Origin of the sequence: Ferrovibrio sp., assembly GCF_029255545.1 — a bacterium.
GTDB lineage: Bacteria > Pseudomonadota > Alphaproteobacteria > Ferrovibrionales > Ferrovibrionaceae > Ferrovibrio.
Genome location: NZ_JANLJJ010000032.1, coordinates 51,679 through 62,903, shown reverse-complemented (window position 1 = coordinate 62,903; position 11,225 = coordinate 51,679). Strand labels below are relative to the sequence as shown.

General features: G+C 66.0%; 14 protein-coding genes. 7 read left to right on the top strand and 7 right to left on the bottom strand.

Annotated features, from left to right (window positions below; translation table 11 throughout):
- Positions 1 to 3: 3 nt before the first annotated feature.
- The gene (gene mdh, locus Q1J79_RS05995; RefSeq protein WP_300297867.1) at positions 4 to 972 is read right to left on the bottom strand and encodes a malate dehydrogenase; all 969 of its coding nucleotides are present in this window, start codon (positions 970 to 972) and stop codon (positions 4 to 6) included.
- A 252-nt stretch (positions 973 to 1,224) separates the two neighbouring features.
- Positions 1,225 to 1,986, bottom strand: coding sequence for a 3-hydroxyacyl-CoA dehydrogenase (locus Q1J79_RS05990; protein ID WP_300297864.1), 762 nt, complete (start codon positions 1,984 to 1,986; stop codon positions 1,225 to 1,227).
- Positions 1,987 to 2,119: 133 nt separating this feature from the next.
- Between Q1J79_RS05990 and Q1J79_RS05985 the strand changes: the two genes are divergently transcribed.
- The 3 genes from Q1J79_RS05985 to Q1J79_RS05975 are packed head-to-tail and all read left to right on the top strand — an operon-like array spanning position 2,120 to position 3,493.
- Positions 2,120 to 2,503 (top strand): YkvA family protein, encoded by a 384-nt coding sequence (locus Q1J79_RS05985; RefSeq protein ID WP_300297861.1) that lies wholly within the window; start codon positions 2,120 to 2,122, stop codon positions 2,501 to 2,503.
- 20 nt (positions 2,504 to 2,523) lie between these two features.
- Positions 2,524 to 2,952: a hypothetical protein gene (locus Q1J79_RS05980; protein WP_300297858.1), complete on the top strand. Its 429-nt coding sequence runs from the start codon at positions 2,524 to 2,526 to the stop codon at positions 2,950 to 2,952.
- Positions 2,953 to 2,968: 16 nt separating this feature from the next.
- Positions 2,969 to 3,493: a DUF1569 domain-containing protein gene (locus Q1J79_RS05975; protein ID WP_300297855.1), complete on the top strand. Its 525-nt coding sequence runs from the start codon at positions 2,969 to 2,971 to the stop codon at positions 3,491 to 3,493.
- A 48-nt stretch (positions 3,494 to 3,541) separates the two neighbouring features.
- Here the strand turns inward: Q1J79_RS05975 and Q1J79_RS05970 are convergent, their stop codons facing one another.
- The 5 genes from Q1J79_RS05970 to Q1J79_RS05950 form a co-directional block, all read right to left on the bottom strand.
- Positions 3,542 to 4,114 (bottom strand): YbaY family lipoprotein, encoded by a 573-nt coding sequence (locus Q1J79_RS05970; protein ID WP_300297853.1) that lies wholly within the window; start codon positions 4,112 to 4,114, stop codon positions 3,542 to 3,544.
- A gap of 138 nt (positions 4,115 to 4,252) precedes the next feature.
- A complete protein-coding gene (locus tag Q1J79_RS05965) occupies positions 4,253 to 4,744 on the bottom strand; it encodes a hypothetical protein (protein WP_300297850.1) in 492 nt (163 codons plus the stop codon).
- Positions 4,745 to 4,749: 5 nt separating this feature from the next.
- Positions 4,750 to 5,136 carry a DUF6152 family protein gene (locus Q1J79_RS05960; protein WP_300297847.1) on the bottom strand — a complete coding sequence of 129 codons (387 nt, stop codon included), beginning with the start codon at positions 5,134 to 5,136 and terminating at the stop codon, positions 4,750 to 4,752.
- Between the two features lie 80 nt (positions 5,137 to 5,216).
- Positions 5,217 to 5,867: a 3-oxoacid CoA-transferase subunit B gene (locus tag Q1J79_RS05955; protein WP_300297844.1), complete on the bottom strand. Its 651-nt coding sequence runs from the start codon at positions 5,865 to 5,867 to the stop codon at positions 5,217 to 5,219.
- Positions 5,868 to 5,888: 21 nt separating this feature from the next.
- Positions 5,889 to 6,590 (bottom strand): CoA transferase subunit A, encoded by a 702-nt coding sequence (locus Q1J79_RS05950; protein WP_300297841.1) that lies wholly within the window; start codon positions 6,588 to 6,590, stop codon positions 5,889 to 5,891.
- A 423-nt stretch (positions 6,591 to 7,013) separates the two neighbouring features.
- On the opposite strand from Q1J79_RS05950, the gene leuA reads away from it, so the two are divergent.
- The 4 genes from leuA to Q1J79_RS05930 form a co-directional block, all read left to right on the top strand.
- Positions 7,014 to 8,705 (top strand): 2-isopropylmalate synthase, encoded by a 1,692-nt coding sequence (gene leuA, locus Q1J79_RS05945; RefSeq protein ID WP_300297838.1) that lies wholly within the window; start codon positions 7,014 to 7,016, stop codon positions 8,703 to 8,705.
- A 153-nt stretch (positions 8,706 to 8,858) separates the two neighbouring features.
- Complete coding sequence (locus Q1J79_RS05940) at positions 8,859 to 9,428, top strand: SCP2 sterol-binding domain-containing protein (protein ID WP_300297835.1); 570 nt, start codon at positions 8,859 to 8,861, stop codon at positions 9,426 to 9,428.
- A gap of 2 nt (positions 9,429 to 9,430) precedes the next feature.
- Entirely contained in the window at positions 9,431 to 10,423 is a 993-nt protein-coding gene (locus tag Q1J79_RS05935; RefSeq protein ID WP_300297870.1) for a peptidase U32 family protein, read from the top strand.
- Positions 10,420 to 11,225, top strand: an 806-nt coding sequence (locus Q1J79_RS05930) for a U32 family peptidase (protein ID WP_300297833.1), incomplete at its 3' end; no start/stop codon positions are given. The genes Q1J79_RS05935 and Q1J79_RS05930, both read left to right, overlap by 4 nt.

Below are 11,225 nucleotides of genomic sequence, written 5' to 3'. Positions count from 1 at the left end.
GCCTTACTTGCCCAGGCTCGGATCGATCTGCTTGCAGGCATCGACCAGGCCCTTCACGGCATTGGCCGAATGCTCGAACATCTTCTGCTCGTCGGCATTGAGCTGGATCTCGACGATCTTCTCCACGCCATTGGCGCCGATCACCACCGGCACGCCGACATACATGCCGCTCTGGCCATACTTGCCGCCATCCAGCCAGGCGGCGCAGGGCAGCACGCGGCGCTTGTCCTTCAGGTAGCTCTCGGCCATCTCAATGGCCGACGAAGCCGGGGCGTAGAAGGCCGAGCCGGTCTTGAGCAGGGCGACGATCTCGGCGCCGCCATCGCGGGTGCGCTGGATGATCTTGTCGATCTTCTCCTGGGTCGACCAGCCCATCTTGATCAGGTCGGGCACCGGGATGCCGGCCACGGTGGAATAGCGGATCAGCGGCACCATGGTGTCGCCATGGCCGCCCAGCACGAAGGCGTTCACGTCGTTGACCGAGACGTTGAATTCCTCGGCCAGGAAGTGGCGGAAGCGGGCGCTGTCGAGCACGCCGGCCATGCCGATCACCTTGTTATGCGGCAGGCCGCAGACCTCGCGCAGCACCCACACCATGGCGTCCAGCGGGTTGGTGATGCAGATGACGAAGGCGTTCGGCGCATGGGCCTTGATGCCGGCGCCAACCGCCTGCATGACCTTGATGTTGATGCCCAGCAGGTCGTCGCGGCTCATGCCCGGCTTACGCGCCACGCCGGCGGTGACGATGATGACATCCGAACCGGCGATGTCCTTGTAATCCTGGGTGCCGCGCAGCTTGGCGTCGAAGCCTTCCACCGCGCCGGCCTGGGCCATGTCGAGCGCCTTGCCCTGCGGCAGGCCTTCGACCACGTCGAAGATGGTGATATCGCCGAGTTCCTTCATGCCGGCCAGCAGGGCCAGCGTGCCGCCGATATTGCCGCCGCCGATGAGGGCGATTTTCTTGCGCGCCATAGGGAAATCCTCCGGAAATGTCCGTGTCTTGGGGTGGGAAAAGGGCGGCCCAAGGGGTAGCGGGAATCGCGCAGGCCGGCAAGGCTCCCGGCCCCCTCCGAAGGGTAAAGAAAAGGCCGCCGGTCAACCGGCGGCCTGAAAACGTGGATGCCCGGGCCAAGCCCGGGCATGACGTTTATTAATCTGACAATTCTATTTGTCATGGCCGGGCCAAGAAGATTTCCTGGGCCCGGCCATCCACGAGTTCTCTATTTACCGCGGGGCCATCCGCAGGGCGCCGTCGAGGCGGATGGTCTCGCCGTTCAGCATCACGTTCTCGCAGATATGACGCGCCAGGGCGGCATATTCCTCCGGGCGACCGAGGCGCGACGGATACGGCACCGACTTGCCCAGGCTTTCCTGCGCCTCGGGCGGCAGGGCGAACATCATCGGCGTGCCGAACAGGCCCGGCGCGATGGTGCAGACGCGAATGCCGTGCTGGGCGAACTCACGCGCCAGCGGCAGGGTCATGCCGTGCACACCGGCCTTGGAGGCGCCATAGGCGGGCTGGCCGATCTGGCCGTCGAAGGCCGCCACCGAGGCGGTGTTGATGATGCAGCCGCGTTCCTTGTCGGCCATTTCCGGCTGCTGCTGCATGTGATGCGCGACCAGGCGGATCATGTTGAAGGTGCCGACCAGGTTGATCTGCACCACCTTGACGAACTTCTCCAGCGCGACCGGGCCGTCCTTGCCCACCGCCTTCATCGGCGTGCCGACGCCGGCGCAGTTGACCAGCACGCGCACTGGGCCGACCTTGGCGATCGCCTCCTTCACGGCAGCCTCGCCGCCCGGACCGTCGGCCACGTCGCATTTCACGAACACGCCGCCAACATCCTTGGCGGTCTGCTCGCCGATTTCGGCATTCATATCGAAGATGGCGACCTTGGCGCCGGCCTTGGCCAGCTCGCGCGCGGTGGCCGCGCCCAGACCGGATGCGCCGCCGGTGACAATCGCGCCTACGCCCTGCAACTGCATGGTTCTTTCCTCCTGATCGTTTGCCTCTATAACGAAGTGGCCGGGTTTCTAGCAGATCGGCCGGGTCCTGACGAGACTTTGGGGCCTACACCCTGCCCTTGCGGCAGGGCCGGCGCCCTCCCATATCTGGTGTGTGATCACCGACCCGAACCCGCCCGCCTACCAGCTGCCGGCCGATCCCGCCCGGCTGCGCCTGGAACAGCCGCGCCTGGCCAAACGTTTCTGGCGCAAGCTGAAAGCCGTGCTGGGCCATCTGCCCGGCGCCGAAACCTTCCTGGCCGCCTTCTACGCCGCCATCGACCCGAAAACGCCCCTGGGCGCCAAGGCGATCCTGCTCGGCGCGCTGGGCTATTTCATCGTGCCGCTGGACCTGATCCCCGACATCTTCGGCGCCATGGGTTACAGCGACGACCTGGCGGTGGTGCTGGCGGCGATCCGCGCGGTGGAGACCAGCATCACCGAGCGCCATCGCGACAAGGCGCGCGAACGGCTGGAGAGCCTGCGGCGCCAGCCGTAAGGCCATGCTAGGCTGGCGCCATGCGCGCCCTGTTTCTCATCCTGCTGCTTGCTGCCAGCAGCCCTGCGGCATCCGCCCAGACAGATCCCGCGCCGCCGCTGTTTTTCGCGGCCGGCACCGTGCTGGCCGGCGGCCATGAGCTGGCCGGGGATCTGACCCTGCCGCCGCGGCCCGGCCCGGTGACGCTGCCTGTGCGCGACGGCGCGCCGCTGCGCTGGCGGGTGGCCGTGGAAAACGGCGAGACGCGGCTGCTGTCAGAGAATGGCCGCTGGGTGGCGAAAGCGGAAATCCATCGCAGCGAACAGCGCGGCCGCATGGTCTGCCTGATCTACCAGACGACGATCTCGCCGGAATGGGCGGTGAAGGGCGGCGAACGTCCGCAGGGCCGGGCGGATTTCCAGCCGGCCGACGATCGGGTATATGCTTTCCGCGATATCCCCTGCCCTTGAGATGACCCGCGAGCCCATGATCACCCGACGCCTGTTCCTCTCCGCCGCCTGCGCCGCGCCGCTGCTGTCGCTGCCTGCCTGCGACGGCAAAACCGCCAGCCGGTTCGCCTCGCTGGCCGAGGCGCAGGCGGCGCTCGACCGATTGCAGACTGGCGGCGCGCGCCAGGCCGGCCCGATCAGCGTCCATCAGATGCTGGTGCATTGCCGGCAGAGCCTGGATTACGGCTTGGCCGGCTTTCCCGCGCTGAAGCCCGACTGGTTCCGGGCCAGCATCGGCCCCGCGGCGGCGCAGGCCTTCCTGTGGCAGGGCCGCATGTATCACGACCTGGCCGATCCGATCCCCGGCGCACCGGAGATTGCCGCCGAGGGCGATCTGCCGGCTGCCTTTGCGGCGATCCGCGAGTCCATTGCCGCTTTCGAAACCGCCGTGAAAACAGGCCGCCCATTGCAGCCGCATTTCGCCTATGGCGACGTGGCGCCGGCGGATTACGCGCGGCTGCAGGCCTTCCACATCGCCCAGCATGTCGACGCCGTGACATGAAACGGCCGGCCCCTTTCGGGACAGGCCGCTTTCGCACCATGACAGAATTCAGCGCGCCGGATTGAGGATCACGCTGCCCGGCGGCGCGGTCGCGGGCGCAGGCTGCACCACATACGTGCTGCCCGGGACACTGCCTTGGGGGGCCGGCTGCACGATCACCGTGCCGCTGCTGGGCGTCACGGTGGTGGCCGGTGCCGGCGCGGGCACCACCATGGCCGCCACCTGCTCCAGCTCGACATGGATGTTGCTGCTCGGCGCCGTCTTGGTCAGCACCTGGTAGACCTTGGCATTGCGGAACAGCACGCGGCCGCCCTGCTCGACCCAGGCATTCACCACATAGGTGGCATTGGGATTGATATCGTTATGGCCGTAGGGCAGCGAGAAGGTGGTCGTCCCCGCGCTGTTGGGCGTGATGCGCTGTTCGGTGACCACCTGCGGATAGGCCGGTCCGCGGGAAATATCCTCCAGCCGCACCACGATCTGTGAATCGGCCGGCAGGATCAGGCGCTCGCGATAGGACACGGTGCCGGAGACGGCGTAACTGCGCGAGGCGCAGGCCGCGACCGAAGACACCGCGATGGCGGCGGCGACAAGGCCCATGAAGGAACGACGCGCGATCATGTTTTTTCTCCTTGCAAGCCAGGGGCTGCCGGACGCAGCGGGGACCTGCGCGCCATCGAAGGACGGCACGCCGGAACAACCCTCTGTCTGATATCCGGTCGGAGATAGGAACGCGCGGATTGCCGTGCGGTTCCGCCCCTAGAGATAGGCGATCAGGCGACCGCCGATGATGGCGCCGATCCAGGCCAGCAGCGACACCGCCGCGCCCAGCTTCGCCGCCAGGGACGTTTCGCCCCGCTGCAGCAGGCCGCGCCACGGCCCGAGATGGAACCACGCCACGTTCAAAAGGCCGATGGCGATGCAAACGAGCTTGAACCGGAAGGCGGTGTTGGCGGCAATGCTGGTGGCCTCGGTGGCGAACAGCAGGAACCCCATCGGCGCGGCAATACAGAACCCCAGCATGGCCAGCGGCACGGCATGGCGGGCGAAGGGCTCGATGGGCAGCCGCGCGGCGAGCCCCAGCAGACGCAGGTCGAAGCCAACGATGCTGCCGACCAGCAGCACGAAGCCGAGGATGTGCAGGATTTCGACGGCGGGATACAGCAGCAGCGACTGCCGCATCGCCACGCCCAGCCCCGACTGTTCCAGCGCGACCAGCCAGGGATGCGCCTCCATGCCGGCATGTTCCATGCGGATCAGCGCAGTTCGACCGTGACGCCGTTATGGGTGATGCGTTCGGCCCGCATCTCGTTCGCATGCGCCTTGCTGGCATAACCCACCGCCACCACCCGGTCGCCCACCTTGATCTCACCAATCGCCTTGCCGCGATTGGCCATGCGCGAAGGCGGCGAGAGGATGACCTGCCAGACCTTGCCATCGGCCTTCAGCATCAGCTCGCCATGGGGATTGTCGGGGTCGATCTTTTCGACCACGCCGTCCAGCGTGAGCGTTTTCGTGGAATCGTAGGAGCCCCAGCCGTGATGGGCCCAGGTGACCCCGGATAGCATCAGGCCGGCCACGGCAAATCCGGCGGCAATCAGATGGCGGCGATGCAGCATGATTTCCTCCATTCGCTCCAGCATGCCGACAATCTAGGTCGAGGCCGGGCATAAAAAAGGCCCCGGCAGTCGCCTGCCGGGGCCGTGTTTTTAGGGCAAACCGCTTACTTGGCCGAGTCGGCCACCGTGTACAGCGCCTCGGTGGTGCGCTCGATATCGGCGAGCGACACGCCGGGGGCGCGTTCGAGCAGCACCATGCCGCCCTTCTTCTTGTCGATCGAGAAGACGGCCATGTCGGTGATCACCATATCGACCACGCCGGCGCCGGTGAGCGGCAGGTTGCAGCGCTTGAGCAGCTTCTTCTCGCCGTCCTTTGAAGTGTGCTCCATGACGACGACGACGCGCTTCACGCCGGCGACCAGGTCCATGGCGCCGCCCATGCCCTTGACCATCTTGCCCGGGATCATCCAGTTGGCCAGATCGCCATTCTCGGCCACCTGCATGGCGCCGAGGATGGACAGATCGATATGACCGCCGCGGATCATCGCGAACGACTGGTCCGAACCGAAGAAGCTGGAATGCGGCAGCTCGGTGATGGTCTGCTTGCCGGCATTGATGAGGTCGGGATCTTCCTCGCCCTCGTAGGGGAACGGGCCCATGCCGAGCATGCCGTTCTCCGACTGCAGCACGACGTCGACGCCGTCGGGGATGAAGTTCGACACCAGCGTGGGAATGCCGATGCCGAGATTGACGTAGAAGCCGTCCTTCAGCTCTTTCGCTGCGCGGGCAGCCATTTCATCGCGGGTCCAAGCCATGTTGTTCTGTCTCCTTCTGGCTCAGGCGCGCTTGCGCACGGTGCGGTTTTCGATGACTTTGTTATACGGCGCGCCGCAGATGATGCGCTGCACGTAGATGCCCGGCGTGTGGATGTTGTCGGGATCGAGCTGGCCAGGCTCGACCAGTTCCTCGACTTCCGCCACCGTGACCCTGCCCGCCGTGGCCATCGCCGGATTGAAGTTGCGCGCGGTCTTGCGATAGACGAGGTTGCCGGCGGTATCGCCCTTCCAGGCCTTGACCAGCGAGACATCGGCGACCAGGCCGGTCTCCATGATGTAGCGCTCGCCGTTGAAGATGCGCTCTTCCTTGCCTTCGGCGATCAGGGTGCCGACGCCGGTCTTGGTGAAGAAGGCGGGAATGCCGGCGCCGCCGGCGCGGATGCGCTCGGCCATGGTGCCCTGCGGATTGAATTCGAGTTCCAGTTCGCCAGCCAGATACTGCTGGGCGAAGATCTTGTTCTCGCCGACATAGGACGAGATCATCTTCTTGACCTGGCGGGTGGCGAGCAGCTTGCCCAGGCCGGCGCCGTCAACGCCGGCGTTGTTCGACACGCAGGTCAGGCCCTTCACGCCGCTGTCCATCAGCGCGTCGATCAGCCGTTCCGGCAGGCCGCAGAGGCCGAAGCCGCCGCACATCACCATCATGTTGTCGCGGACGATGCCTTCCAGCGCCGCCTTGGCATTCGAATAAACCTTGTTCATGCCCCTCTTCCTAGACCGTGGGTTCAGAGAGCAAGTCCCTGAAACGCGGGGACATTAACCGCGCGCCGGTCCCCCGGCAACGCCCGGCTTGACGCCAGGGCGGCAGACTGGCAATTTGTTGGGGATATGAACAAAACCCGCCGGCTACACACCCTCCTTCTTAGCTGCCCGATCCTGTAAGCAGGGTCGGGGCGTCGCTAAGCGTGTGTGTTGTCGAACCAGCCGGTCGGTTGTCATGTCCATCCAGTTCATCCGCAGAATCATTGGTTTTCAGCGCCCTGCCGCCACCTTCCGGCTGCCTGCGCTCCTGACGCTTCGACTTACCAGCGGCCGCTGAACAGCGGGCCTCTGTCAGCGGCCGTGTGACGGCCCCGTCCCACATATCGTCGAACGCAATTTCCTTTCGCCTCAGGAGCGAAGACCATGAACAAGATGAATTTCCATAAATACCGACCGTTCCAGCCGGTGCCTCTGCCCGACCGGACCTGGCCGAACCGCACCATCACCAGGGCACCGACCTGGTGCAGCGTCGACCTGCGCGACGGCAACCAGGCCCTGATCGAGCCGATGGGGCCCGAACGCAAGCGCCGCATGTTCGACACCCTGGTGCAGCTCGGCTTCAAGGAGATCGAGGTCGGTTTTCCGGCCGCGTCGGATACCGACTTCGCCTTCGTGCGCCAGATCATCGAGGAGAAGGCGATCCCCGCCGACGTCACCATCCAGGTGCTGACCCAGGCGCGGCCGGAACTGATCACCCGCACCTTCGAAGCCCTGAAGGGCGTGCACCGCGCCATCGTGCATTTCTACAACTCGACCTCCACCCTGCAGCGCCGGGTGGTGTTCGGCCTCGACCAGGCCGGCATTACCAGGATCGCCGTCGACGCGGCAAAGCTGGTGAAGGAGCTGGCTGAGGCCGCGCCCGAAACCGACTGGGTGTTCCAGTATTCGCCGGAAAGCTTCACCGGCACCGAGGTGGATTACGCCATTGAGATCTGCGAGGCGGTGATGGACGTGATCAAACCCACGCCGCAGAAAAAGATCATCCTCAACCTGCCGGCCACGGTGGAGATGAGCACGCCCAACATCTATGCCGACCAGATCGAGTATTTCCTGCGCAAGGTGAAGAACCGCGACTGCATCACCTTAAGCCTGCATCCGCATAACGACCGCGGCACCGGCGTGGCGGCGGCCGAGCTGGGCGTGATGGCCGGTGCCGACCGCGTGGAAGGCACGCTGTTCGGCAATGGCGAGCGCACCGGCAACGTGGACGTGGTGACGCTGGCGATGAACCTGTTCAGCCAGGGCGTCGACCCCGAGCTGGACTTCACCGACATCACGTCGGTGGCCCGCACGGCGGAATACTGCAACCAGCTGCCAGTGCATCCACGCCATCCATACGTGGGCGAACTGGCCTTCACGGCGTTTTCCGGCTCGCACCAGGATGCGATCAAGAAGGGCATCGCGGCCCAGGCGCAGCGCAATGACGGCATCTGGGAAGTGCCCTACCTGCCGATCGACCCGGCCGATGTGGGCCGCGCCTACGAGCCGGTGATCCGCATCAACAGCCAGTCGGGCAAGGGCGGCATCTCCTATGTGCTGGAGCAGGATTATGGCCTCGAGCTGCCGCGCCGCCTGCAGATCGAGTTCAGCCAGGTGATCCAGAAGATCGCCGACGGCACCGGCAAGGAGATCAGCCCGCAGCTGATCTGGGACACCTTCGAGAGCGAATACCTCAGTCAGCCGGCGGGCCGCTTCCAGTTTACCGGCCATCGCACCCTGCCCGACCCACACAAGAGCGAGCAGCGCAGCCTGACCGCCAGCATCAGCGACGGCGGCAAGGCCATCGAATTGCAGGGCCAGGGCACCGGCCCGATCGATGCCTATATCGACGCGCTGGGCCGCCATGCCGGCGTGGCCATCAACCTGGTGGACTACCGTGAGCATGCCATCGCGCCGTCGGCCACCAATGGCGGCGCCTCGTCGGAAGCGGTGGCCTATGTGGAAGTGAAGCGGGCCGATGGCACCACCCTGTTTGGCGTCGGCCGCGACCGCAACATCGTCGCCGCTTCGCTCAAGGCGGTGACCTCGGCCACCAACCGCATGCTGGTGGCCTGATCGCGAGTCGCGACCGTCATTTTGCCCAAAATCAAGGAGGGGGGCTTTCGCCCCTCCTCCTTGGCCTTCCTCTTTGACCCACGTCAAAGACGGATCGCCCCCACGCTCCTACCACGCGGACAGTCCTTTTTGTCCCGTGCCGGAGCGATTGCCGTGATACCTGTCCAGACGCCGCTGCGCCGTTTCCTGCTGCTGCCCGGCAACCGCCACCTGGCCGAAACCCTGCTCAGTTCGCTTGCCGCCCTGCTGGTACGCCGCCATGGCGCCATGCTGGAGCGGTTGGCCGATTTTGCCGGCGCCACCTGCCTGGTGGTGCCGCAGGACCTGCCGACCGCCTTTTTGATCACCCTGCAGGCGCCTCCGCTGGCGCCGCGCCTGCAACTGGTCGATCCGGCCAGAATGGATTCAGCCGGGGTGAAAGCGCCGCGCGCCATTATCCACGCCGACATCGTCACGCTGTTTGCGCTGCTGGAAGGCCGCATTGACGGTGATGCCCTGTTCTTCTCGCGCGACCTGGTCGTGGAGGGCGACATGGCGGTGGTGGTGGCCCTGCGCAACGCGGTGGATGATGCCGGCATCGACCTGATCGCCGATGCGACGTCGGTCCTGGGGCCGTTTGCCATACCGGCCGAGCGCATCGGGCGCAGCGCGGCCAGCCTGGCCACACGCCTGCACAGGCGGTTTGGCACCCAGTTCGGCCTTGGCGGGAGCCACGCGGCATGAGCATGGCGCCGCTTGAACTCGTCTGCCCGGCCGGTACGCCGGCCGCTTTGCGCGATGCCGTCGATGCCGGCGCCGACGTGGTCTATGTCGGCTTCCGCGACGAAACCAACGCACGCAATTTTCCCGGCCTGAATTTCAGCCGGCCGGAACTGCGCGACGGCATCGGTTACGCCCAGCAGCGCGGCCGCGAGGTATTCGTCGCCATCAACACCTATGCCAATGCTGGCAGCCAGGCTGCCTGGCACAGCGCCATCGACGATGCGGCGGCCCTGAAGGCCGATGCGGTGATCATCGCCGACATCGGCCTGCTGGATTACGCCGCCCAGAGGCACCCGAACCTGCGCCTGCATCTGTCGGTGCAGGCGGCCGCCTCGCATGCCGATGCGATCCGCTTTTATCACGAGGCGTTCGGCGTGCGGCGCGTGGTGCTGCCGCGCGTGCTGACGGTGGCGGAGATCGCGCAGCTGACCAGACAGATTCCGGTCGAGACGGAAGTCTTCGCCTTCGGCGGCATGTGTCCGATGGCGGAAGGCCGCTGCTCGCTGTCGTCCTATGTTACCGGCCAGTCGCCCAACCGGCAGGGCGTGTGTTCGCCGGCCAGCCATGTCCGTTATGAGCAGCGCGGCCAAGTGCTGGTCTCCAGCCTGGGCGGCTCGACCATCAACGTGTTCGACAAGACAGAGAAGGCCGGCTATCCGACCCTGTGCAAGGGCCGCTTCAGCGTGGGCAGCTATGCCGATTATCTGTTCGAGGAACCAACAAGTTTAAGCACCGGCGAGATCCTGCGCGACCTGCAGGCTGCCGGCGTGAAGGCCCTGAAGATCGAGGGGCGGCAGCGCGGGCGGGCCTATGTGGCCGAAGTGGTGCGCCAGTTCCGTGCGCTGGTGGATGGACTGGCGCGCGATGAAACCCCGAGCAGCGCGGTGGCGGCGTTGCGCCAGCTGGCCGAGGGCCAGCAGGATACCTCGGGCGCCTACCGGAAGGGCTGGCGATGACAGGCGACATTGCAGCGAAACTCGTCCTCGGCCCGGTGCTGTTCCACTGGCCGGCCGAGCAGATGACGGATTTCTATGCCCGCATCGCCGACGAAGCCGAGATCGACATCGTGCATCTGGGCGAGATCATCTGCTCGAAGCGCGCGCCGTTTTTCGACCCTTTGCTGCCCGAGCTGATCGAGCGGCTGCAGCGTGGCGGCAAGCAGGTGGTGCTGGCCTCGCGCGCGCTAGTGATGAGCGAACGCGAGACGAAGATGACGGCGGCGCAGATCGAAGGCGCCGAAGAAACAGACTTCATGGTCGAAGCCAACGATCTGGGCGCGGTGCGCCGGCTGGCCGGACGGCCGCATGTGATCGGACCCTTCGTGAATGTCTATAACGAGGGCACTTTGGCCTATCTGGCCCGGCAGGGCGCGGTACGGGTCTGCCTGCCGCCCGAACTGCCCGGCACAGCCATCGCAGCGCTAGCCAAGGCTGCGACCGTGCCGCTGGAGGTGCTGGTCTTCGGCCGTATGCCGCTGGCCATCTCGGCGCGCTGCTTCCATGCCCGCGCCCATGGCCTGCACAAGGATTCCTGCCGCTATGCCTGCGGGGCGGACCCGGACGGCCGCACCGTGCATACCCTGGACGGCGAGGCCTTCCTGGCGATCAACGGCACCCAGACCCTGTCGCAGACCTGCCTGAACCTGATCGGCGAAATCCCCGGCCTGCTGGCGGCCGGCATCCGGCATTTCCGCCTGTCGCCGCAGAATCTCGACATGGTGGCAGTGGCGCGGGCCTTCCGGGCCGTGGCCGAGCAGCG